Source organism: Flavobacterium phycosphaerae, from assembly GCF_010119235.1.
Taxonomy (GTDB): Bacteria; Bacteroidota; Bacteroidia; order Flavobacteriales; family Flavobacteriaceae; genus Flavobacterium; species Flavobacterium phycosphaerae.
Map to the genome: position 1 here is coordinate 217,750 of NZ_JAAATZ010000001.1, position 22,736 is coordinate 240,485.

Here is a 22,736-nt window from a genome sequence, read left to right on the forward strand (position 1 = left end):
ACTAAAGTTAGGGAAATTTGAAAGGGGGTATTTTTAAGAGAAACAAACTTATTAACAGTCAGTTACCTATTCTGAATTCAGAAAAAACCAGCAGCACTGCCAGCAAACTGCTTCCATTATTAACAAAAACAAAAAACCACCACTTTTCAGTGATGGTTTTCGTATTGAGCCGGCGGAGGGACTCGAACCCACGACCTGCTGATTACAAATCAGCTGCTCTAGCCAACTGAGCTACGCTGGCGTCTCAATGTGAGTGCAAATATAATAGTGAAAATGAATTCTCCAAAATATTTTACACTTTTTTATTGTTTTTTTTGACTACAAAGCGTTGATTTTGTCAACCAATTGATTTGCAGTTTGTTCTAATTCGGTATTGATTTGTTTGAAATGCGCTTTTTTGTTTTCAACATTTTTCGCATTTACTTTAGTAATTAAAGCATCAAAAGACGCAATCGCTTCATCAATGATAGCGTTTGTTTTGTCAGATGGCTTTCCTGAAGAAGTCATTTCATAAATATAAACTGCTTCAATAATATCACCCAATACAAAGTTGATGTCTTTTTTCAAATTCTTAATACTTCCCATTTTCTTGTAAATTTTAAATTTAATTTCATTCCGCTCGGCCTCTCAGCCTCGGGTGGCGCAAAATTACACTAAATCTTTAGAATACAAACTACGAAATATAAATTTCTAGAATGGAAGCACTGCCAGTTATTTGAAAATCAGTTAAAGAAGCCGGAATCAAAACCGTATCGCCTTTTTGATAGGAAAAGGTCTCCTCGTTTGAAAGAAGTTGAAAATTACCATCCACACACATATACACTGTGAAGGATTCTTGATTTTTAGTAACCTGGATTTTACCGTTTAACGGAATTACATTAGTCGTAAAGTATTGACAATGGACTATTTCGTTTGCTGCGTTTTCATTTTTGGAATAGTATTTCTGAGCCTCAACCGTTTCATAATTGATGGCTTCCAAGGCTAAATCTAAATGCAATTCGCGTTGATTCCCTTGAGCATCTACTCGGTCAAAATCATAAATTCGATAAGTAACATCAGACGTTTGTTGGATTTCGGCAATGACTATCCCGGCGCCAATGGCATGAATCGTTCCAGTGTCAAGAAAAAAAACATCGCCCTGCTGTACTTTTTTGGTGTCTAAAATATCCAATAAGGTTTTGGAATTTACCTTTTCTAAAAATTCGTCAGGAGATGATTTTTCTTTGAATCCAACAATCAATCTTGCCTCAGCATCGGCTTGCATCACATACCACATTTCAGTTTTACCAAAAGAATTGTGTCGCTTTTTTGCCAATTCATCATTCGGATGCAATTGTATGGATAAATCTTCGCGGGCATCGAGGTATTTGAAGAGTAACGGAAACTGTTTGCCAAACCGGGAATAAACTTCAGTACCCAAAATTTCTGTCGGATAGGCAGCAATTAAATCGTTTAATGATTTTCCTTTGAAAGCGCCATTGGCTACTATACTCACATCGTAAGCCACGGTTGATATTTCCCAACTTTCGCCGGTGATTTCAGATACAATGGGTTTATTCAGGTATGATTTCAGTTTGGTACCGCCCCAGATTCTCTCTTTCAAAATTGGTTCAAATTGTAACGGATAAGCTTTCATGGAATTCATTTTAAGCAAACTTACATTGTTTTCAGAATTTCGAGTGCTTTTTCGATGTGAATTTTGCCGGAAGTACTGTCAAAAACAAATTGAATTACACCGTTTGCATCGGCAACATAAGTGGCACGACCGGGAATCAACCCAAAATAATCATTAGGAACACCAAATACTTTTCTGATTTTTTATCAAAGTCGGAAAGCAAAATAAACGGAAGTTGGTGTTTCGTAACAAAAGAAATATGCGATTGCAAACTGTCGCTGCTAATCCCAATTACTTCGGCTCCCAAAGCTTTAAAATCTTCGTATTGGTCGCGAAAAGAACAAGCTTGTTGGGTACAAACCCTAGTGTCATCTTTTGGATAAAAATAAAGCACAACCGGTTTTTTACCAATAACGGAATGACTTTCAAAAAGGTCTCCATGGTTGTCAATGGCTGAAAAATTCGGAATAGTATCCCCTACTTTCAGGCTCATGGTTATCCTTTAAAGGTTACAAAGTTTCTTGGGGTTTCGTATAAAACCACCTCAAGCTCTTTATCGGCCTCAATGTGTTTTCGCAATTTTTGCCAAATGACCACGACAATATTTTCCGCTGTTGGATTTAAATCGGCAAAGTCAGGAACATCAAGGTTTAGGTTTTTATGATCGAAAGCGTTTTCAACATGCTCTTTGATTAAATCGGAGAGAATTTTGACATCAATCACATAACCGGTTTCTATATCAATTTCACCGGTAACCGAAACGATTAATTCGTAATTGTGTCCGTGATAATTAGGATTATTGCACTTGCCGAAAACAGCATCGTTTTTTTCCATCGACCAGTCTTTGCGGTACAATCGGTGAGCCGCGTTAAAGTGGGCTTTTCTTGAAACAGTTACTCTCATAGTTATAGTTTATGGTCTTCAAGATAGTGATAGAACTCGTCGAAAATGATTTTAAACCAAACGGTGTAAATCTCGGGATTTTGAAGCATATCCGTTTTGACCTCTTCTATTTTCATCCATTTCCAGCTTTCTACTTCATCTGTGTTTATTGATGGCTCTTCATTGTAATAGCCAATCATTACGTGATCCAGTTCATGCTCCGTCAAACCGTTGTCAAAAGGTGCTTTATAAATAAAATGGAATAATTCTTTAAGCTCGGTTTTGAACCCCATTTCTTCAAACAATCGGCGCGTTCCGGCTTGAATATTGGTTTCTCCATTGCGCTGATGACTGCAACAAGTATTGGTCCATAGCAAAGGAGAATGGTACTTGTGATGTGCTCGTTGTTGGAGCATGATTTCATTATTTCGGTTCAACACGAAAACCGAAAAAGCACGATGCAGCACTGCCTTTTCGTGGGCCTCCAATTTATTCATCAACCCGATAGGTTCATCTTGTTCGTTAACCAAGATTACTTTTTCTTCTGTCATAATTTTTATTAATCGCTCAAAAATACGAAAAAAAAACAGCGGCTATAATTATGCCAAGCGAACAACCGTTAAACTTTCCTTAAATAGCATCAATTTGTAATCTACTTGACATTTTGCCACGTATATGTGGTGTAAATTTGTGCTAGATTTAAAACCAACAACTATGCGAAAATCCATTTTTAACTTTTTACTTTTGTTACCGATGTTCATGCTGAATGCCTGCGGACAAAACAATACTAAACAAAACACAACTGAAAAATCAATGGCTATGGAAAACGTAATTTCGAAACCTGAAAATCCTTATTACTCTAATACAGACACTAAAAAATTAGAGCTGTCTGATGCCGAATGGAAAAAAGTATTATCCCTGATTTATATGCGGTAGCTCGTCATGCCGATACCGAAAGAGCCTTTACCGGAACGATGTGGAAATCAGAGACCAAAGGCACTTACTACTGCGCGGCTTGTGGTTTGAAACTTTTTAAATCCGATCAAAAATTTGTGAGCAGTTGTGGTTGGCCAAGTTTTTTTGAGCAAGACAACAAAAGCAGTATTACCTTCAAAGATGATAATTCATATGGTATGCGTCGCATTGAAGCTCTTTGTGGGCGATGCAACAGTCACTTGGGTCATTTGTTTGATGATGGTCCGGAGCCCACAGGAAAACGGTACTGCATGAATGCAATTTCTTTAGATTTTGTTCCTGATGGAACGGTTCAGAACAAAGGAAATTTGGAAACGATAACGCTTGGTGGTGGTTGTTACTGGTGTGTGGAGGCCGTTTACGAAAATTTACAAGGAGTTGAAAAAGTAGTTTCCGGATTTGCCGGCGGCACTGTGGAGAACCCGAGTTACGAAGAAGTTTGTACCGGTACAACGGGAGCGGCCGAAGTAGTGCAAATCACTTACGACAAAACTAAAACCAATTTGGATGAAATATTTCAAGTGTTTTTCACGGTTCACGACCCCACAACGCTAAACCGTCAGGGTGCCGATGCCGGAACGCAATACCGCTCTGTTATTTTTTACAAAAACGAAGAACAAAAGAAAGCGGCACAAAGCATCATAGCCGAATTGAATAAAGAAGTCTTCAATAACAAAATCGTTACTACTTTAGAGCCATTTAAAGCTTTTTATAAAGCCAAAGAGTACCATCAAAATTATTATGAAAACAACAAAGACCAACCGTATTGCCAATTGGTAATTCAACCTAAATTGGAAAAATTTGAGAAAGTTTTTAAAGACCGATTGAAAAAGAAATAATGTATTGATTCCGAAAAACCGCTTATTCAACTAAGCGGTTTTTTATTTTGTTAGTATTTTTCTATAGCTTAGATTTGAAAAAAATAGTGTTATGAAAAAATCGTTATGCTCCTGATATTGGTATCGAGTTTAAATGCTTTGGCCAAAGTTTATCCGGGAACTATCTTGTTCAAAGACGGTCATACTGAAAAAGGGTTTGTCAAATCTTTTTTGGAAGACAAACTCATCAATCTTGAATTGATTCCATCACTAGAACATGAATTAAATTTGGATGACAAAAACCTAAAATTCAAAACTACTGAAAACGAAGAATTTAAAGATATTCCTATTGATTATATAGACGAAGTTACGCTGCTGGACAAAGAGAAAACAACCACATATAAAGTGATTTACCTTAAAGAAATAAGCATTAAAGGAGAAGTACTAGAAGAGGGTCGAAAAGTTTTTTTACCATTAATCAAAAAAGGAAAAATAAATATTTACGGTATTAAATATACAGAAACTGACTATGATAGCAGCGGCGGTATATTTCGATACAAAGGCACTCGGTTTTATTATCAAAATGCCAAAGAAAATTATGCCATCAACTATTACAACATGGAAATGGGCGAAGTGCTTTTTTATATTAAAAGCAGGATGCTAAACCCTTTACGAGAGTTGTTCAAAGACTGCCCGGAAATTGTAAACGATCTTAACGACGATAGTTTTGAAGGGATGAGCCAACGAAAAAAAGAAAACAAACAAGAAGCCAAACTTCTGCAAAAAGAATTTAAAAATCTAAGTAATGAAGAACAAAGTAAAATGGAAAACATTCATCATTACAATTTTAATTTCATGGAAAAATACATTGCCGAATATGAAAGCAAGTGTAATTAACAAACCTTATAAATTGACTCTTAAAAACACATTCGGTGTAATTTGTAACGAGTAATAATTCTGCATCGAATATCTCGGATTGGCGAAATCAGAGAGGTTGGAATACTTTCGCTCAAACTCTTTGCTTATGATTTCATTGCGATTGTAAAGGTTATAAACCGAAATTCCAATTTTATAAGTATGCCCGCGTTTGTTTTTAAACTCATAACTGCCCGAAACATCTAAACGGTGATAATTAGGTAATGTTTCCGAATTATAAGAAGTAATTTGTCCGCTGTCATCAATGTTACTATAGGGTTTCCCGGAATGCCAAAACCAGCCCAATGCCAGCATATAGTTGTTCCATTTTTTATTAACAGCTACATTAAAACTGTGTTTGATACTCGAATTTGCCTGAAAATAATCGCCTTCATTTAAATCTTCAAACTTATTTTGCGAATCCTGATAGGTATAAGTTGCCCAGGCTCGCCAAGTTGGCATACTTTTTTGCAACAAAACATCAACGCCTTTGGTAAATCCTTTGCCGTGGTGTATGGAAGCGTCATTTTGGCTTAAAAAACCTAACGTAAACGATGTGATTCCGGTGATATTTTTATAATAACTGTCTACATCCAAAAGCCAACCGTTACTTTTATAAATAATTCCTGCCGTAAACTGATTCGCTTTTTGAACGGGGTATTTTTCGTTGTCAGACAGTATCCAAACATAGTTTTCCAAGCTCAAATCGTTAGCTGCATTTTCACGAACCTGACTCAAAATTTGGCTTCTTCTTTCATAGGAAACCTGACAAATCAAAGTTTCTGATAATTTATTTTGCACTAAAATCCTCGGTTCAAAACTATTCGCTTTTATTTTGCTGTAATAATTGTAACGCAATCCTGGTTGGAAACTCCATCGACCAATATCCTGCCTAAAGAAAACATAACCAACTTGAGTTACATTGTAACGGTGTTTCAAATTTAAATCGATGGCAACGTCCTGATTATAGCTGTTCAGCAAGTGTGAAATGTCGTTTCCTAAAAATTGATACCCAAATTCAATATTGGATTTTTCAGCAATGTTGTATCCGAAATCAGATGTTATCCCCGAGTCAACCACACGGTTTAATTTCTTAAAAGCTTCAAATTTATTGGTTTGATACTCCTGTCTTTTTTCATATTCAAAATTATAAACCGAATAAAAAAGTTGCAGTTGTTGAGTGAATTTTGAACTGTATTTTTGGCTCCAATTCAATCCGAAACCATAGTTTTTAATGTTCATTTTTTGATTGCTGAGGCTGTCCGTTTTGACAACGCTTTTATAATCCAAATCATTATTAATGACCAAACCCGTTACAGAAATGGCCGTTTTGTCATTGGGCTTGAAATTCAGCTTTGTCGAAAAATCGTAAAACTGAAATTGGTTGTCATTATCAAAATTATTGAAATTGGTATGCTGAAAAACTTTGTTTTCTAATTGATTGAACGTTGGCAACTGTAGCCATTCCGTATACGATTTTCTGCCCGAAACTTGTAACCCGATTATGTCTTTATACAGTGGTGTTTGAAAATAAGCATCGGCATTGAGCGCATTAATTCCGGCATTGACTTTGGTTTTATCAGCAATTTTATCCGTTGATTTTATATCGATAATGCTTGAGACTCTTTCGCCAAATTTTGGATTTACAGCTTTGTTATAATAGTTTACGGTTTGCTCCACATTAGGATTAATACTCGAAATCATTCCGAATAAATGTCCGGGATGATACAGCCTAATTCCATCTAACAAAATTAAATTCTGATCAGAAGTGCCACCCCGAATATGCAAGCCGGCAGCGGTTTCATTAGGGCTTTTTACCCCCGGTAATTGTTGAAATGACAGCAAAATGTCCGCATCCGTCACACCGGGAAGCGTTGCTATTTTTTGAGGATAGAGGATATAATTTTGATCTGTTTTCTTAATGCCTTTGGCCAAAAACTCTTCCACTATCACTTCCTTCAGAGCATAGATTTTATCGATAGTCTCTTTGGTTTCCGCTTTGGCAACAGAATAAAATCGGTCGTTGATTTTTACTACCTGCAGAGAAGATTGGTTTTCAATTTCAGCATTGATTTCAGTTAAAAAATACTGCTTTTTGGGCAATGTGATTTTTTGTGAACCTACTATCGAATCGGCATAGGAGTATTTAACGTCAAATGCTTTCTCAATATCGGAAAGCACTTTTGTTATTTTAGTATTGGTATAGGTAAACAAATATTTCTCCTTTTGCTGCGCATGAGAAAACGAAATCCAGAGCAACAGAAAGAAAAACAGCATTATTTTTTTCATTCTGAAATCAGTATTTTTCCTGAGCCGGTTTTAGTATATTTTAGATGCAGCGGAATACAAATGGTACGCAACGCCACATCGAGATTATTATGGGTAAAAGTTCCTGTGAATTTTACATCTTCAATCGACACAGGGTAGGAAACTGTGATATGGTACTGGTTTCTAAATTGGTCAATAACATACTGCATGGGTACATTTCTAAAAGACGATTCGCCCATAAGCCATGATGGTTTTTTAGCTGTTAGGTCTGCCCAATTTTCGACCGTATTATCATAAAAACGAATGCTTTCGCCGTGCGTTAACACGGTTGCTTTACCGTTTTTAGTTACTTCAACTTTACCTTCATAACAAACCACCTCAAAGAAATCTCGGAACGAAATCACATTGAACTTGGTTCCTAAAACCCTTACATTACCTAATGGCGTTTGGACGGTAAAGGAACTCCCTTTTTGTACTTCAAAAAAAGCTTCTCCTTCTAGTTGCAAGGTTCTTTTATAGTTGAAATAATTGGTATAGCACAGTTTAGATTTTGAATTCAGCACTACTTTCGAATTATCACTTAACACTAGTACTTTATTGGCACCGATATCAGTAAGAACGGTATTTGAATCAATAAAAAAATGATACACTCCAAAACACAAAATCAAGCAGGCCGCTATCGCCGAGTATTTCCAAATTGAAATGACTTTGGTTGGTTTTGTTTTTCGGGATGCCATTTTTTGTTTAATGGCATTGAAATTCTTGTCCAAATCAGGATGCTCAATTTGCTGGCCCTTTAACGTATTTTTTATTTTTTGAAAAGCTATAAAATCGTCTTCAGTAACCAATTGTTTCAATTGTTCATCAGTGATTTTATGGGCTAGCCAATCGGATAAATAAGTGTCATTAGTCTCTTTCATACTATACATTTTCAAACATTCTTAACTACTTTTCTCAAAGACAGCAAAGCAAGATGCATTCTTTTTTCTACTGCTTTTACGGATAAATCTAACACCGCGGCAATTTCGGTATAGGACTGATTGTCAAAACGATTCATCAAAAATACGGTTCGTTGTTTTTCGGGCAAATCATTTATAGCTTTTTCTAATCGAATTTTTAATTCGGTTTCTTCTAATAAAAATTCAGGTGATTCTTTGTGCGCTCCGGTGGATTTAAACTGAAGTTCAAAATTAGTAACCACTTGATTGTGTTTTATGTTATTAAGCGAAAGTCTGATGGCTGTGGTGTATAAAAACTTTTGGCTTGTTCGGGTTTTAAAAGACTACAATTTTCCCAAAGTTTGACAAAGGCATTTTGCGCTACATCTTCAGCGGTTTCTATATCGCCTCTGAATTTATAAACCAAAAAATTCCGCAACACTTTAAAATTAGTGTCAAAAACCGACCGGAAAACCGCATCGGAACAAAGCTTGGCATTTGGGTTACTTTCACTCATGGTTTAAAGTACCAAACACAACCCCATTCCTGAGATTGTGTTGGCAACAATTTATTTTCCAATTTTTTAATTACAATGACTGGCTATCACTGATTCAAAAGCTGCTTCATTAGCTATAACAATAGTTGTATTTCCGACCGGAGTAGCTACCGTAATGGTAACCGGGTAATTTAACGCCGGGAAATACGCTTGATTTGGCCACCAATATTGCAATAATTCTCCATCATTATTAATGGTTATTAGGGAGCCTCCGTTTTGAACTTCAACAGGATAAACTACATTAAAACAAGTACCTAACAATTGTCCGAAGGTATTTGTTGGTGTTGGATTACAGTTCACAAAATCATTGGCTGTAAATCCTTCACATTGAGCCAGACAAGCATTATCAAACTGAACAATTCCGTTTGGAGTTTGTACGCAAACCGGATTGATATCGGTTGGACAATTACATGGGCTAGTACTGTTACAATCTACAAAATCATTAGCCGTGTATCCGGCACATTCGGCATGACAAGCGTTAGAAAATTGTACAATTCCGTTTGCAGTTTGCACACAAACAGGAGCATAATCAGCAGTACAAATACAAGCACTGCCTTCGCAATCATTATTCAAATCAAAAAACTCATACAAATCATTGATTACCATGGTTTGATTGTTTTGAATGACCGAAATTGGGAATACAATGTTCAATTGATAGGTATTATTTCCATTAGGATCTGAAACTAATTGCATCAACTCTGTTTGAGTTTCGATCGTTTCTGTAGCACCATTGGCATTGATAACCTCAATAGGATATACAATATCATAGCAAGTGAAATCAAATACACAATCGTTTACGGTTTCAAAAGTGCAACCTTGAATAAGCGCATAAAATTCAGCCTCGTTGCTAATTGTCGTAACTGCTGCTGTATCTTCCTGTACTTGGAACGGGAATGCAATACCGTCAATGTATAAGTTGCTTGATTCATTAGTCAATACATCAAGTAAACCTTGATACGAGTTAACCGTTACTACCGTACCGTCATTGTACGAAAGGCTTATTGGATAAACAAATTGGAAACACAGGGTTTGATCTTTGTTCAATTTCCCGTTAAGGTTGTTTGTTTTCTTAAGTTCATTAAGAGTGGTTCTTAAGGCTATACTTTTTGAAGTCACCACTTCATTTTCTACCGGATTGCTGTCGGTACACGAATAGAGACCTCCAATTGTAATCGTTAGCAACAATACTAAAAGTTTAATTTTTTTCATCTTATTTATTATTTAGTGTTTTAAGATTAGACAACAGAAAATAACATCACCCTACTTTTTTTAAATAAAATTTATTTTGTCAAAATCCTAGTAATGAATATGTCAGCTAAATGTATATTTTTACAGTGATAAAAACGCCATTTCCAATGAAAAATATTTTCTTGATACTGATCGTATTTGTTTCTACTATCTGTATTTCCCAAAAACAAAAATGCACGATTTACTTATTAGATGGCAACACAAAAGAAGGCATCAGTAGGTTTAAAGCTGATGATAACGTGAAGTTCAGAGCAACCGAAGACAGTGAACCGGAAATAATTCCTAAAGAAAAAATTGAAAAAATAAAATTGGATGAAAACGGTATCATAGGAACGTATCGTTTCAAAAATGTCACCGACGAAATGGGGCGATGGTTGAAAGAGGTCTCTGTTGGCGAAGTTTCTCTATATTCTGATAAAATCTCCGGAGCCTTCTATGGAGGAGGTGTCGGTTTTAATAGCATGGGTGGTGTTGGCATGGGCGGCGGCATGATGATGGGTGGCGGCGATGTCACCTATTACTATGTTTGTCATAAAGGCGATAAAGAAGTTTTTAAAATAACCTCGATTGGCAACATCAGTAAAAATTTTAAAAAAGCAGCTTCTGAGTTTTTCAAAGATTGTTCGAAACTGGTAGAAAAAATTCAATCGAAAGAATATAAAAAAGACTCCATCGAAAGTGTGGTTTGGTTTTATAATAATTACTGTGTGACCAAATAATTAGTTGCTCAGCAAAACCTCAGCAATTTTCAACGCACATTTTTCACCATCAATCGCTGCAGAAATAATACCTCCGGCAAAACCGGCGCCTTCACCACAAGGATATAAACCTTTGATTTGAAGATGCTCTAAGGTTTCGTTATCACGCGGAATTCTGACCGGTGAGGAAGTTCGACTTTCAGGCGCATGAAGAATGGCCTCATTAGTCATATACCCTCGCATTGATTTTCCGAATTGGATAAAACCTTCTCGCATAATTTGAGTTAAAAATCCCGGAAAAACCTGTCCCATTTCTACTGAAGTCGTTCCCGGTACATAAGACGTTTTCGGAATAGAAGCAGACACTTTACTTTGCGTAAAATCAACCATTCGTTGGGCCGGTACTTTTTGAGTTTGTCCGGCCAAATGCCAGGCTTTTTGTTCGATGCTCTTTTGAAATTCCATTCCTGCTAAAGCTCCAAATTTGGCAAATGGTTTAAAATCTTCCAGTTTTAATTCGACTACAATGCCCGAATTAGCTGTGGCCTGATCTCGTTTGGAAGGTGACCAACCATTAGTAACCACTTCTCCAGGATTGGTAGCACAAGGAGCAATCACTCCTCCGGGACACATACAAAAAGAGTACATACCGCGACCACTGACTTGCTTTACAATGGAATATGGTGCCGGTGGTAAATGTTCGCCACGAAAGTCACAACTGTACTGAATTTTATCAATCAATTCCTGAGGATGTTCAGCGCGAACACCCAGCGCAAAAGGTTTGGCTTCTATGAAGATTTTCTTTCTGTCTAACAATTCAAAAATATCCCTAGCGGAATGACCAGTGGCCAATATTACTTTATTAGCCGAAATGGTGTCGCCGTTCTGCGTAACAATTCCTTGCATTTCATTATTCTTGACTATAAAGTCGGTTACACGGGTTTCAAACAAAACCTGTCCGCCACATTCGATTATTTTTTCGCGAATGTCCTGAATAATTTGTGGTAATTTATTGGTTCCGATATGGGGATGAGCTTCGACTAAAATATCAGGAGTCGCTCCAAAACCAACTAACAATCTCAAGATTCTATCGACATCACCACGCTTTTTAGAGCGGGTATATAGCTTTCCGTCTGAATAGGTTCCTGCGCCACCTTCTCCAAAACAATAATTTGAATCTTCGTTAACAATATGATCAACATTGATGGCTTTTAAATCACGACGACGTCCTCGAACATCTTTACCGCGTTCAATTACTATGGGTTTTAAACCAAGTTCAATAAGCTGCAAGGCTGCGAAAAGTCCGGCTGGTCCTGCTCCTACTACAATTACTTCTTGAGCAGTAGAAACATTCTTATAATCCGGAAGTTCTATTTTGGGCTCAATATATTTTTCATCTATCAGATAGACGGACACTTTAAGATTGATTTTTATGGCTTTCTGACGTGCATCTATAGAACGTTTTAAAACCACAACTTTATGAACCAACTTAGTAGAAACTCGAACTATTTGTGCTACATGCTCATAGAGCAAACTATCGTTTGAAGCTATTTCGGGAGAAACCTGTAATTGAAGTTCGCGAGGCATGAGTTTGTTTTTGGCAAAAGTAATAATTTGAAAATTTGAAAATGTCTCAATTTGAAAATTGTTTGCTTAACGCTTCTTAAAACAAAAGGAGTATGTAACTTTACCGTCTATTGAATTAGACTTTATGAGAAAAATAAAACTAATATGGGATTTTCGCGGACCGGATGCAGCTCTAACTGCTGAACACCATGAGATTCACTTAAAAGAATACATTGTTATTGAAAAGTTACCGTTGAATATTACCGGTTTTGAAATCAAAAACGAGTTGCACACCATAGCTTTTATGGTTGTAACCGAAGAGAATATGATTTTGGTTCGGGATGCCTTGAAGCCACATCGCGGGGAAGTTTATCAATAATTAAGAACAAAAAAAGCAGACTTATTACAATCTGCCTTCTAAATATGTTTTAAATGTGCTAATTGGCTACTTCGCTGATGAACTTTATTCGCATTAAACGCAATTCTTCAATGTCGTAATCGCCATCAAATTCTTTGAGTGCATCTTCAATTTTATCGGATTCTGATTCCATGAAATAATCGTGAATCTCTTCCTGTTGGTCTTCGTCTAAAATTTCGTTTATCCAATAACTGATGTTTAATTTGGTGCCGGAATAGACAATTTGTTCCATTTCTTTGAGCAAATTATCCATCGTAAATCCTTTGGCTTTGGCTATATCTTCCAGCGATAATTTTCGATCAATATTTTGAATGATATATAATTTATTGGCCGAATTAGCTCCGGTTGATTTCACCACTAAATCGTCTGGACGAACAATATCGTTGTCTTCTACATAGCGAGCAATTAGCTCTACAAACTCTTTACCGTATTTTTTGGCTTTGCCTTCTCCTACGCCATGCACATTACTTAGCTCATCAATAGTAATCGGATATTTAAGTGCCATATCTTCCAACGACGGATCCTGAAAAACCACAAACGGTGGAACACTCAATTTCTTCGCCACTTTTTTACGCAAATCGCGCAACATGCTCATCAACGCTTCATCGGCAGTGCCCGTAGATTTTGCAGCTGTTACTATAGCTTCATCTTCGCTTTCATTGTATTCATGATCTTCCGACATCATAAAAGACGTCGGATTTTTGATGAAATCATGACCTTTATCAGACACTTTTAAAATGCCATACGTTTCAATATCTTTATTCAATAAGCCATCCACCAATACTTGACGAATAAGTGCCATCCAATAGCGTTCTTCAAAAGCAGCTCCCACACCAAAAAATTGCTGCGCATCCGTTCGGTGTGCTTTGATTGTCGCGTTTACTCTTCCGATTAAAGTGAAAACGATTTCTTTGGATTTGTATAAATGTTTGGTATCGCGAACGACTTCCAATAAGGTTTTAACTTGGTCTTTAGCTTCAACTTTCGTTTTCGGATTTCTGACATTATCATCCATATCAGCACCTTCCCCGGTTTCACTGTCAAATTCTTCTCCGAAATAATGTAATAGGAATTTACGACGCGACATCGAAGTTTCGGCATACGCTACTACCTCTTGTAATAAGGCAAAACCAATTTCCTGCTCAGCGACAGGCTTGCCCGACATGAATTTTTCGAGCTTTTCTACATCTTTGTATGAGTAATAAGCCAAACAATGCCCTTCTCCTCCATCGCGACCGGCACGACCCGTTTCCTGATAGTAACTTTCCAGTGATTTAGGAATATCATGATGAATTACAAAACGAACATCGGGTTTGTCAATTCCCATACCAAAAGCAATGGTAGCTACCACCACGTCTACATCTTCCATCAAAAACATGTCCTGATGTTTGGCTCGTGTTTTAGCATCTAAACCGGCATGATACGGAACGGCACTAATACCGTTTACTTGCAACACTTCGGCTATTTCTTCTACCTTTTTTCGGCTCAAACAATAAATAATACCTGATTTACCTTTGTGTTGTTTTATGAAACGAATGATATCCGCTTCGATATTTTTGGTTTTGGTTCGTACTTCGTAAAATAAATTCGGGCGGTTGAAAGACGCTTTAAAAGTTGTCGCATCAGACATGTCTAAATTTTTCAGAATGTCTTCCTGCACTTTGGGCGTAGCTGTAGCCGTCAAGCCAATCACAGGCACATCGCCTAAATGTTTGATTATACTTCTCAGATTTCTATACTCCGGACGAAAATCATGTCCCCACTCCGAAATACAGTGCGCTTCATCAATAGCCACAAAAGATATGGGAACACTTTGCAAAAACTCAACATATTCTTCTTTAGTCAATGACTCGGGAGCCACATACAATAACTTGGTGATTCCTGAAGTTATATCTTTTTTAACCTGATTGATTTCAGTTTTGGTCAGCGAGGAATTTAATACGTGGGCAATGCCGTTTTCAGAAGATAAACTTCGGATGGCATCGACCTGATTTTTCATTAAAGCTATTAAGGGAGAAACAACAATGGCTGTTCCGTTTTGTATTAAAGCAGGTAACTGATAACAAAGTGACTTTCCGCCACCGGTCGGCATTATAACGAAGGTATTATTTTGGGTAATAATACTTTTTATGACTTGTTCTTGTAATCCTTTAAATTGGTTGAAACCAAAATACTTTTTTAATTCTTTGTGTATGTCAATTTCGTTTGAATTCATTCTGTGTTAATGGTATTTTTACATAAATTTGCAAACATAAAGATACGACTTTCTTTTACACACACAAATTTTATATTATTACAATTTTGATAACTAAAGATAACATTCTGGCCTCTGCAAAAAGTACAATTTTATCAGAAAGTGAGGCCGTTGCGAAGCTCGTAGATTTTTTAGACGACAACTTTGTCAAAACGGTAGAGAGCATCTACAACGCCAGCGGACGACTTGTTGTTACCGGAATTGGTAAAAGTGCCATCATTGCGCAAAAGATTGTGGCCACTTTAAATTCTACCGGAACCCCTTCCCTATTTCTACATGCTTCTGAAGCCATTCACGGCGATTTGGGCATGGTGCAACCCGGCGATGTTGTGATTTGTATTTCTAAAAGCGGGAATAGCCCTGAAATTAAAGTTTTGGTTCCTCTTTTGAAACGATTTGGTAATACATTAATTGCCATCACAGGGAATACCACTTCATTCCTAGGTAAAGAAGCGGATTACACTTTGAACACTTTTGTAGAAACAGAAGCTTGCCCTAATAATTTAGCCCCAACCAATAGCACTACAGCACAACTCGTTATTGGTGATGCCATTGCAGTTTGTTTAATGCAAATGCGAAATTTTACGGCAGAAGATTTTGCCAAATATCATCCCGGAGGCGCTTTGGGTAAAAAATTATTACTTCGTGTACGCGATATGTTAGATACAACACACAAACCAATTGTGGCTCCCGATTCGAATATCAAAACCGTGATTGTTGAAATATCCGAAAAAAGATTGGGTGTCACGGCAGTTGTAGACAACAACAAAATCATAGGAATCATTACCGATGGTGATATCCGAAGAATGCTGAATAAGACCGAAACTATAAGCGGATTGACCGCTCAAGACATAATGACTAAAAATCCGAAAACAATTAAGTCGACCGACTTAGTGAGTGACGCCTTGAATATATTGGAAGACTTTTCCATTACGCAACTGGTTGTGGTTGATAATGGCGAATACCAAGGCGTTATTCATTTGCATGACATTTTAAAAGAAGGAATCGTATAATGGCAAAGAAACCTAAGAAACCGACAAATGAAATGTCGTTCCTTGACCATTTGGAAGAATTGAGATGGGTATTAGTAAGGAGTTCCGCAGCAGTTGTCATCATGGCAACTATAACTTATTTTTTTAGTGATTATATTTTCAGCACTTTAATTTTTGGCCCCACAGATCCAAGTTTTGTAACGTATCGTTTTTTCTGTGAAGCCTCTCATTATTTAGGGTTTGCCGATAGCATCTGTATAACCGAGTTGCCTTTTATCATTCAAAATACCGAAATGGAAGGTCAGGTCAATATTTTTGTATGGACCTGTATAACTGCCGGATTTATTTTGGCTTTCCCTTACATCTTATGGCAATTTTGGAAATTTATTAGTCCGGCACTGTATGAAAAAGAAAGAAAGAACGCCAAAGTATTCATTTTTGTGGCCTCGATACTTTTCTTTTTGGGCGTATTGTTTGGTTACTTTGTGATTGTACCGATGTCGGTCAATTTCCTAGCTACTTTTTCGATAAGCAGTGTGGTCAAAAACCAGTTCAATATCGATTCCTATATCGGAATGGTAAAAACAGCGGTGATTGCCAGCGGACTTTATTTTGAATTGCCGATTATCTTGTATTTCTTGACAAAATTAGGATTGGTAACGCCAACCTTCTTGAGAAAGTATAGAAAATATGCCATTGTTATTGTATTAATTATTGCTGCGATAGTAACACCACCCGATGTGGTGAGCCAAATTACCGTAGCCATTCCGATGTTATTAATTTACGAAGTGAGTATCTGGATATCTGCAATCGTAGTAAGAAACAAAAAACGAGATGAGCAAGCTAGTTGAAGAATTTAACGAATACCGTTCTAAAATGAACGAAAAGTTATTGGCCGACAATAACAAAATAGTAAAACGCATTTTTAATTTAGACACCAATGCTTATGCTGAGGGTGCTTTGGACGTAAAAACCAAAGAGCTACTAGGATTGGTAGCTTCCACAGTTTTGCGTTGTGATGACTGTATCAAATACCATCTGGAAACCAGTTACAAAGAAGGCATTACCAAAGAAGAAATGATGGAAGCCATGGGTATTGCTACATTAGTGGGTGGTACCATCGTCATTCCGCATTTAAGAAAGGCTTACGAATTTTGGGAAGCCTTGGAAGACCAAAAATAATTTGAAAATTAATTGATTTGAAAATTTGAAGTTGCAATTATTTGTTAATTCACCTATTCAATTAGTTATTTTTAATTTTATTTGTTCGATGAAATAATTTAAAAAATGATTTTGAGCCATTTTCTCATCTTCACATTTTCAAATTTTCAAATTTAAATCATGAAATTAAGAGCTGAAAATTTAGTCAAAACCTATAAAGGCAGAAGCGTTGTTAAAGGCATTTCCGTTGAAGTAAACCAAGGAGAAATCGTAGGTCTTTTGGGGCCGAATGGTGCCGGAAAAACTACTTCTTTCTACATGATTGTAGGATTGGTTAAACCCAATTCTGGGAAGATTTATCTGGACGATATGGATATTACGGAATTCCCAATGTACAAACGTGCCCAAAACGGCATTGGTTATTTGGCACAAGAAGCCTCTGTATTTAGAAAGCTAAGTATTGAAGATAATATTTTGAGTGTGTTGCAACTGACCAAACTTTCCAAAGAAGAACAAGTTGCCAAAATGGAAAGCCTCATTGCCGAATTCAGCTTAGAACACATCCGAACCAATCGTGGTGATTTATTGTCAGGTGGTGAACGAAGAAGAACAGAAATTGCTCGCGCTTTGGCTACCGATCCAAAATTCATCTTACTTGACGAACCGTTTGCCGGAGTTGACCCAGTGGCAGTAGAAGACATTCAACGCATTGTAGCGCAGTTAAAAAATAAAAACATTGGTATCCTGATTACCGACCATAACGTACAGGAAACCTTGGCGATTACCGATAAAACGTACTTAATGTTTGAAGGTGGTATTTTGAAAGCGGGAATTCCTGAAGAATTAGCCGAAGACGAAATGGTTAGAAAAGTATATCTCGGACAAAATTTCGAGCTTCGTAAAAAGAAACTGCATTTTTAAAAAAACAAAATCCGCTGCTAAGCGGATTTTTTATTGACCATATTATTGAGAACCGACAATAAGACATAAATCAAAATAATCAGCGGAACCGCCGTTATTTGAAGAAAAATCAGCAACAGTACTGAAACCGCTAAAAAGAAAATCTGCAATTTATACTTGGCAAAACTGAAATCCTTAATCTTTAAGGAAAACAAAGGAATCTCAGCATTCATAACAAAAGTACTCAAAAAAGTAATAGCAATTAAAACCCAAGAATGATACGAAAACTCCATGTCTATTTCTTGATGAAAATAGTCAGCCACAAGGGGTAAACTCGTTATAAACAAAGCATTGGCAGGTGTTGGCAGTCCTATAAAACTATCAGACTGACGCGTATCAATATTAAATTTGGCCAAACGATAACAAGCACCCAGCGTTATAATAAAGCCTAAGTAAGGCAAATAACTTTCCGAACCAAAAACAGTACTGTCAGCCATTAATTTGAACATCACATATCCCGGCACAACACCACTGGTAACCATATCAGCTAACGAATCCAATTGAACTCCTAAAGGCCCGGCTACTCCAAATTTTCGAGCAAAAAAACCATCAAAGAAGTCGAAGAAAATCCCAAGACACACAAAGTAAAAAGCCATTTCAAATTCAGAATTAGCTACAAAAACCAGCGCTACGCAGCCACTAAACAAATTAAGCATCGTAAACAAGTTGGGAATCTGGGCTTTGATATTCATTCGGTTGAAATTAGTTTTTAAAAAAGTTTTACAAATTTAATACAATAAGTTGCAGACTTCTGCGTTTTATATTCAAGATTTTTATTTGATATTTGTAAAAAGAAAAATTGCCTTGAAAAAAACAATTGCTATTCTCCTGCTTTTTATCAGCCTATTCACTCATGCCCAAGCGGTTAGAAAATACTCCAACGAATTTATGAATATTGGAGTGGATGCTGCTGCGTTGGGAATGTCAAATGCGGTTACAGCAATGACCGGCGATGTAAATTCTGGCTATTGGAATCCGGCCGGTTTGATGAAAATAGAAAATAGCGAAGCGGCTCTGATGCATGCCAGTTATTTTGCCAATATTGCCCAATATGATTATGCGGCTTACGCCAAAAAATAGACGACCGAAGTGCTTGGGGTGTTTCCTTAATTCGGTTTGGAGTGGATGATATTTTGAATACTACTCAGTTAATTGACAGCGAAGGTAATATTGATTACAACCGCATCAGCCTTTTCTCTACCGCCGATTATGGCTTGACGTTTTCCTATGCCCGACGTCCAACATTAATAGAAGGATTACGGTATGGCGTTAACGCAAAAGTGATTCGCAGGATTATTGGAGATTTTGCCAATTCATGGGGATTTGGTTTCGATTTTGGATTGCAATATGAAAAAGACGATTGGCATTATGGTTTAATGTTGCGCGATATTACTACTACTTATAACGTTTGGGCCATTGATGAAGATAAATACAATGCCATTAAAGATGCCGTTGCCGGTCAAAACCAAGAACCGCCGGAAAGTACCGAAATTACGTTGCCAAAAGCACAATTAGGCATCGCCAAAAAATTTGAGTTTCACTACGACTATACCTTGCTGGCGGCTGTAAATCTTAACATGCAGTTTGCCCGCACCAATGATATCATTGCTTCCGATATAGTGAGTATTGATCCTGCCTTAGGATTTGAATTCGGCTATACTGATTTGGTTTTTCTTCGCGCCGGTGTAGGTAATTTTCAAAATGTAGAGCAAATTGACGGCAGTAAGAAAGTTAATTTTCAACCCAATATTGGTTTAGGCTTTAAATACAAAGGCATTCAGGTTGATTACGCCTTAACCGATTTGGGCGACCAAAGTGCCGCACTCTATTCCAACATCTTTTCGGTAAAAGTAGATTTGAGTATTTTTCAATAACCTTTAAATGAAATCGATGTTAAAATCTAAATTGTCTTTTCTGTTTTTGTTGGTATTGCTACTAAACAACAGCTTTACTTTTGGCCAAATGGCTTTAGCGGAAACAGCAAAAGTAAGCATCCTAACCTGTCAGGAAGGCAACGAACTGTACTCTATTTTTGGACATACCGCAATTCGAATTAAGGATGAAGCTAATGCTTTGGACGTGGTGTATAACTATGGAACTTTTGATTTTAAAACGGAAAATTTTTATTTAAAATTCATCAAAGGCGACTTGCGTTATTTCGTTTCAGCTTATTCGTTTAATGAGTTTTATTACGAATACACTATAGAAAACCGTTCTATTTATGAGCAAAATCTAAACTTGACAACGACTCAAAAGCAACAACTTTTCAATACGTTGAACAAAAGCTTAGAATCGGACGAGAAATATTATACTTATAAATTCATTGACCGAAACTGTACCAATATGGTGGTAGATAAAGTCAATCAAACCCTGGGACAACAGTGTATTGTAAAGACTACTGAAAAAAATAAAAGCTATCGGGAGATTTTGTTTCCGTATTTAGAAAATCATTTTTACGAAAATTTGGGCATCAACATCATATTTGGCAAAAAGACCGACGAAGAGGGCGAAAAGTTATTTCTTCCGAACCAATTCATGGAAAGTTTAAAAGTGGCAGAATTCAATGGGAAACTGCTTTCAGAACAACCCAAATCTATATTAAAAGCAGAACCTACTCCTCCGGAAAAATCGCTTTGGAATAATTTCAGTACTTTTTGCTTGGCACTTGGTTTACTGGTCTTCACCCGAAAAAGTTGGGTTTATCTTGTCTATTTTACTTTGATTGGTATGCTTGGGGTCTTTTTGTCTTTGGTTGGTTTTTATTCCCTGCACGAAGAGGTGGCGTGGAATTACAATGTATTACTATTCAACCCTTTGTTGTTGGTTTTACTCTACTTTTATTATACAAAAAACTTTAATTGGGTAAAAAATATAGCGCTGCTAAATTTGTTTTTACTGATAGTATACAGCATCTTTTTAGCCAACAAACCCAATTTTATTATGTTTTTACCAATGATAATCAGTTCGGTGATGATGTTGCTTCATTTTGTCAAACCCGGCAAACCAACTTTATTGGCCTCGGTAAAATAAAACGGTACTAAAGGTTTTGAAGATAATGTTGAAGTCGAGAAAAAGGCTTCGATGTTTGATGTAATATAAGTCGTATTGTAGTTTTATCAGACTGTCTTCGATAGTGGCGCCATACGAATAATTGACTTGTGCCCAACCCGTTAATCCGGGTTTTATGACGTGACGGGTTTCATAAAAAGGCATTACTTCGGCAATTTCATTTACAAAAACCGGTCGTTCCGGTCTTGGCCCAATGACAGCCATTTCGCCTTTCAGAATATTGTAAAACTGCGGAAATTCATCAATTCGGGACTTCCTTAAAATCTTCCCGAAAGGCGTCACTCTGGAATCATTGGAAGTTGCAAAAACAGCTCCTGCTTTTTCGGCGTTTTTAATCATCGTTCTGAACTTAACAATTTTAAAAACCTTACCGTTTTTACCAACTCTTTCCTGAGTGTAAAATAATCTTCCTTCATTTCCAATCATATTGCCGATAATAACCAAAGGAATCAAAACTACACCAATGGTTAAGCCAATCAGTGAAAAAATAATTTCCAAAAACCTAACAATGATGAGATACAAATGGTTCTGATTGCTTCTGCTAAAAGGGAAATACCGGTAAAAATCACGAGAAACATATTGCACCGGAATGCGCTGCGTAATAGTTTCGTACACCTGTGTATACTCTCGAATGATAAATCCATTTTCTAACAAATGTATCAGCTGGTTGTATAATTTTACTGTGATACCGTCTGTTTTTTGGGATGCAATTACAATTTCAGAAACCGAAAACTCTTTGACAAATTTTTCTAAATCATTAATTTCGATATTCTTGACTTTTACAAAAGATATTTTACTTTCATCCGAACTGTCTGAATTGACGTAACCCAAGACTCTGTAGTGCGGATCGGCATTTTCGAGTCCGTCGACCAATTCTTTTACTTGTTCTTTATCACAAATCAGTATTACTTTTTTGAGGAATCTATTGGAGGCAAAAAACCGAACGTAAATTATTCGCCAAGTAAACAAGGCTGTAAAAATGGCGATAAAAAAGATAAGAATCTGTAAACGATTGGAGGGTAAAACCGGAGTATAAATGGGTGTCAACAAATAAACCAAGACAGTTGTTGACGTGGTTAAAATGATACTTTTTATAATTTGAAATTGGTTACTGGCAACTTGTAAATTATACATTTCAAATACAGAGCCTATAAAATTGAGGTATAATCCTAACACTATTGTCCAATAAAAATTAGTGCTAGAGATATTAAAATAATTGAATTTAAAAACAATCCCAACCAAATACAGAAAAAGCAATACGAAAACTACGTCAAAAATCCGTAAAAGAATTTTTCTTTCCGAAATTTCAAAATGGATGTCCTTGTATTTGTTCATTCTTTTCTTAAAAATCAGTAATGGAAACGCAAGTTAATAAAATTACCTATTCCCGTTAGAAATCCAAT

General features: G+C 36.6%; 21 protein-coding genes, 1 tRNA gene and 3 pseudogenes. 10 read left to right on the forward strand and 15 right to left on the reverse strand.

The genetic code is table 11. The annotated features are described in order from the left end of the window. Positions 1 to 167: 167 nt before the first annotated feature. The 6 genes and pseudogenes from GUU89_RS00995 to idi all read right to left on the reverse strand — a co-directional run bounded on the left by GUU89_RS00995 (position 168) and on the right by idi (position 3,048). A tRNA-Thr gene (locus GUU89_RS00995) sits at positions 168 to 241 on the reverse strand. A gap of 77 nt (positions 242 to 318) precedes the next feature. After that, the gene (locus GUU89_RS01000) at positions 319 to 585 is read right to left on the reverse strand and encodes a hypothetical protein (protein ID WP_162126196.1); all 267 of its coding nucleotides are present in this window, start codon (positions 583 to 585) and stop codon (positions 319 to 321) included. An 88-nt stretch (positions 586 to 673) separates the two neighbouring features. Next, positions 674 to 1,636, reverse strand: a complete 963-nt coding sequence (locus tag GUU89_RS01005; protein WP_162128598.1) for a type I phosphomannose isomerase catalytic subunit — start codon at positions 1,634 to 1,636, stop codon at positions 674 to 676. A 20-nt stretch (positions 1,637 to 1,656) separates the two neighbouring features. Continuing rightward, a pseudogene (locus tag GUU89_RS01010) lies at positions 1,657 to 2,108 on the reverse strand (peroxiredoxin). 2 nt (positions 2,109 to 2,110) lie between these two features. After that, a complete protein-coding gene (locus GUU89_RS01015) occupies positions 2,111 to 2,518 on the reverse strand; it encodes a 6-pyruvoyl trahydropterin synthase family protein (RefSeq protein WP_162126197.1) in 408 nt (135 codons plus the stop codon). A 2-nt stretch (positions 2,519 to 2,520) separates the two neighbouring features. After that, positions 2,521 to 3,048, reverse strand: coding sequence for an isopentenyl-diphosphate Delta-isomerase (idi, locus tag GUU89_RS01020; protein ID WP_162126198.1), 528 nt, complete (start codon positions 3,046 to 3,048; stop codon positions 2,521 to 2,523). 208 nt (positions 3,049 to 3,256) lie between these two features. On the opposite strand from idi, the pseudogene GUU89_RS01030 reads away from it, so the two are divergent. Continuing rightward, positions 3,257 to 4,311: pseudogene (locus tag GUU89_RS01030) on the forward strand (bifunctional methionine sulfoxide reductase B/A protein). A gap of 105 nt (positions 4,312 to 4,416) precedes the next feature. Beyond that, positions 4,417 to 5,187: a hypothetical protein gene (locus GUU89_RS01035; RefSeq protein WP_162126200.1), complete on the forward strand. Its 771-nt coding sequence runs from the start codon at positions 4,417 to 4,419 to the stop codon at positions 5,185 to 5,187. A gap of 6 nt (positions 5,188 to 5,193) precedes the next feature. Here the strand turns inward: GUU89_RS01035 and GUU89_RS01040 are convergent, their stop codons facing one another. The 5 genes from GUU89_RS01040 to GUU89_RS01055 form a co-directional block, all read right to left on the reverse strand. Then, complete coding sequence (locus GUU89_RS01040; RefSeq protein ID WP_162126201.1) at positions 5,194 to 7,494, reverse strand: TonB-dependent receptor plug domain-containing protein; 2,301 nt, start codon at positions 7,492 to 7,494, stop codon at positions 5,194 to 5,196. Next, entirely contained in the window at positions 7,491 to 8,393 is a 903-nt protein-coding gene (locus GUU89_RS01045) for a FecR family protein (protein ID WP_162126202.1), read from the reverse strand. The genes GUU89_RS01040 and GUU89_RS01045 overlap by 4 nt, the downstream gene beginning before the upstream one ends. Before the next feature lie 11 nt (positions 8,394 to 8,404). Then, entirely contained in the window at positions 8,405 to 8,674 is a 270-nt protein-coding gene (locus GUU89_RS14885; protein WP_235921917.1) for an RNA polymerase sigma factor, read from the reverse strand. Between the two features lie 11 nt (positions 8,675 to 8,685). Then, positions 8,686 to 8,928: a sigma factor gene (locus GUU89_RS14890; RefSeq protein WP_235921919.1), complete on the reverse strand. Its 243-nt coding sequence runs from the start codon at positions 8,926 to 8,928 to the stop codon at positions 8,686 to 8,688. Positions 8,929 to 8,994: 66 nt separating this feature from the next. Next, positions 8,995 to 10,176, reverse strand: a complete 1,182-nt coding sequence (locus tag GUU89_RS01055; RefSeq protein WP_162126203.1) for a hypothetical protein — start codon at positions 10,174 to 10,176, stop codon at positions 8,995 to 8,997. Between the two features lie 146 nt (positions 10,177 to 10,322). On the opposite strand from GUU89_RS01055, the gene GUU89_RS01060 reads away from it, so the two are divergent. Further along, positions 10,323 to 10,934 carry a hypothetical protein gene (locus GUU89_RS01060; RefSeq protein WP_162126204.1) on the forward strand — a complete coding sequence of 204 codons (612 nt, stop codon included), beginning with the start codon at positions 10,323 to 10,325 and terminating at the stop codon, positions 10,932 to 10,934. Here GUU89_RS01060 and GUU89_RS01065 read toward each other — a convergent pair whose 3' ends face one another. Further along, a complete protein-coding gene (locus GUU89_RS01065) occupies positions 10,935 to 12,500 on the reverse strand; it encodes an NAD(P)/FAD-dependent oxidoreductase (protein WP_162126205.1) in 1,566 nt (521 codons plus the stop codon). A gap of 124 nt (positions 12,501 to 12,624) precedes the next feature. Between GUU89_RS01065 and GUU89_RS01070 the strand changes: the two genes are divergently transcribed. After that, positions 12,625 to 12,858, forward strand: coding sequence for a hypothetical protein (locus tag GUU89_RS01070; protein ID WP_162126206.1), 234 nt, complete (start codon positions 12,625 to 12,627; stop codon positions 12,856 to 12,858). 58 nt (positions 12,859 to 12,916) lie between these two features. Here the strand turns inward: GUU89_RS01070 and recQ are convergent, their stop codons facing one another. Next, complete coding sequence (gene recQ, locus GUU89_RS01075; protein ID WP_162126207.1) at positions 12,917 to 15,112, reverse strand: DNA helicase RecQ; 2,196 nt, start codon at positions 15,110 to 15,112, stop codon at positions 12,917 to 12,919. Positions 15,113 to 15,198: 86 nt separating this feature from the next. Here recQ and GUU89_RS01080 point away from each other — a divergent pair, with 86 nt between their 5' ends. The 4 genes from GUU89_RS01080 to lptB all read left to right on the forward strand — a co-directional run bounded on the left by GUU89_RS01080 (position 15,199) and on the right by lptB (position 18,225). Then, on the forward strand, positions 15,199 to 16,164 hold the full coding sequence (locus tag GUU89_RS01080) for a KpsF/GutQ family sugar-phosphate isomerase (RefSeq protein WP_162126208.1): 966 nt from the start codon (positions 15,199 to 15,201) through the stop codon (positions 16,162 to 16,164). Further along, positions 16,164 to 16,994: a twin-arginine translocase subunit TatC gene (gene tatC / locus GUU89_RS01085; RefSeq protein ID WP_162126209.1), complete on the forward strand. Its 831-nt coding sequence runs from the start codon at positions 16,164 to 16,166 to the stop codon at positions 16,992 to 16,994. The genes GUU89_RS01080 and tatC overlap by 1 nt, the downstream gene beginning before the upstream one ends. Beyond that, on the forward strand, positions 16,978 to 17,325 hold the full coding sequence (locus GUU89_RS01090; protein ID WP_162126210.1) for a carboxymuconolactone decarboxylase family protein: 348 nt from the start codon (positions 16,978 to 16,980) through the stop codon (positions 17,323 to 17,325). Before tatC ends, GUU89_RS01090 begins: the two co-directional genes overlap by 17 nt. Before the next feature lie 159 nt (positions 17,326 to 17,484). After that, positions 17,485 to 18,225 carry an LPS export ABC transporter ATP-binding protein gene (lptB, locus tag GUU89_RS01095; protein WP_162126211.1) on the forward strand — a complete coding sequence of 247 codons (741 nt, stop codon included), beginning with the start codon at positions 17,485 to 17,487 and terminating at the stop codon, positions 18,223 to 18,225. Between the two features lie 17 nt (positions 18,226 to 18,242). Here the strand turns inward: lptB and GUU89_RS01100 are convergent, their stop codons facing one another. Next, positions 18,243 to 18,956, reverse strand: a complete 714-nt coding sequence (locus GUU89_RS01100) for a CDP-alcohol phosphatidyltransferase family protein (protein WP_162126212.1) — start codon at positions 18,954 to 18,956, stop codon at positions 18,243 to 18,245. 112 nt (positions 18,957 to 19,068) lie between these two features. Here GUU89_RS01100 and GUU89_RS01105 point away from each other — a divergent pair. Next, positions 19,069 to 20,138: pseudogene (locus GUU89_RS01105) on the forward strand (putative type IX sorting system protein PorV2). A 7-nt stretch (positions 20,139 to 20,145) separates the two neighbouring features. Beyond that, positions 20,146 to 21,294 carry a lipoprotein N-acyltransferase Lnb domain-containing protein gene (locus GUU89_RS01110; protein ID WP_162126213.1) on the forward strand — a complete coding sequence of 383 codons (1,149 nt, stop codon included), beginning with the start codon at positions 20,146 to 20,148 and terminating at the stop codon, positions 21,292 to 21,294. Here the strand turns inward: GUU89_RS01110 and GUU89_RS01115 are convergent. Next, positions 21,274 to 22,668, reverse strand: coding sequence for a sugar transferase (locus GUU89_RS01115; RefSeq protein ID WP_162126214.1), 1,395 nt, complete (start codon positions 22,666 to 22,668; stop codon positions 21,274 to 21,276). The two genes, GUU89_RS01110 and GUU89_RS01115, sit on opposite strands and share 21 nt — an antisense overlap. Between the last annotated feature and the right edge of the window lie 68 nt (positions 22,669 to 22,736).

Coding starts and splice junctions, on each gene's coding strand:
- GUU89_RS01000 (WP_162126196.1), bottom strand. CDS start 585: ATGGGAAGTATTAAGAATTTGAAAAAAGACATCAACTTTGTATTGGGT.
- GUU89_RS01005 (WP_162128598.1), bottom strand. CDS start 1,636: ATGAAAGCTTATCCGTTACAATTTGAACCAATTTTGAAAGAGAGAATC.
- GUU89_RS01015 (WP_162126197.1), bottom strand. CDS start 2,518: ATGAGAGTAACTGTTTCAAGAAAAGCCCACTTTAACGCGGCTCACCGA.
- idi (WP_162126198.1), bottom strand. CDS start 3,048: ATGACAGAAGAAAAAGTAATCTTGGTTAACGAACAAGATGAACCTATC.
- GUU89_RS01035 (WP_162126200.1), top strand. CDS start 4,417: ATGCTCCTGATATTGGTATCGAGTTTAAATGCTTTGGCCAAAGTTTAT.
- GUU89_RS01040 (WP_162126201.1), bottom strand. CDS start 7,494: ATGAAAAAAATAATGCTGTTTTTCTTTCTGTTGCTCTGGATTTCGTTT.
- GUU89_RS01045 (WP_162126202.1), bottom strand. CDS start 8,393: ATGAAAGAGACTAATGACACTTATTTATCCGATTGGCTAGCCCATAAA.
- GUU89_RS14890 (WP_235921919.1), bottom strand. CDS start 8,928: ATGAGTGAAAGTAACCCAAATGCCAAGCTTTGTTCCGATGCGGTTTTC.
- GUU89_RS01055 (WP_162126203.1), bottom strand. CDS start 10,176: ATGAAAAAAATTAAACTTTTAGTATTGTTGCTAACGATTACAATTGGA.
- GUU89_RS01060 (WP_162126204.1), top strand. CDS start 10,323: ATGAAAAATATTTTCTTGATACTGATCGTATTTGTTTCTACTATCTGT.
- GUU89_RS01065 (WP_162126205.1), bottom strand. CDS start 12,500: ATGCCTCGCGAACTTCAATTACAGGTTTCTCCCGAAATAGCTTCAAAC.
- GUU89_RS01070 (WP_162126206.1), top strand. CDS start 12,625: ATGAGAAAAATAAAACTAATATGGGATTTTCGCGGACCGGATGCAGCT.
- recQ (WP_162126207.1), bottom strand. CDS start 15,112: ATGAATTCAAACGAAATTGACATACACAAAGAATTAAAAAAGTATTTT.
- tatC (WP_162126209.1), top strand. CDS start 16,164: ATGGCAAAGAAACCTAAGAAACCGACAAATGAAATGTCGTTCCTTGAC.
- GUU89_RS01090 (WP_162126210.1), top strand. CDS start 16,978: ATGAGCAAGCTAGTTGAAGAATTTAACGAATACCGTTCTAAAATGAAC.
- lptB (WP_162126211.1), top strand. CDS start 17,485: ATGAAATTAAGAGCTGAAAATTTAGTCAAAACCTATAAAGGCAGAAGC.
- GUU89_RS01100 (WP_162126212.1), bottom strand. CDS start 18,956: ATGAATATCAAAGCCCAGATTCCCAACTTGTTTACGATGCTTAATTTG.
- GUU89_RS01110 (WP_162126213.1), top strand. CDS start 20,146: ATGAAATCGATGTTAAAATCTAAATTGTCTTTTCTGTTTTTGTTGGTA.
- GUU89_RS01115 (WP_162126214.1), bottom strand. CDS start 22,668: ATGAACAAATACAAGGACATCCATTTTGAAATTTCGGAAAGAAAAATT.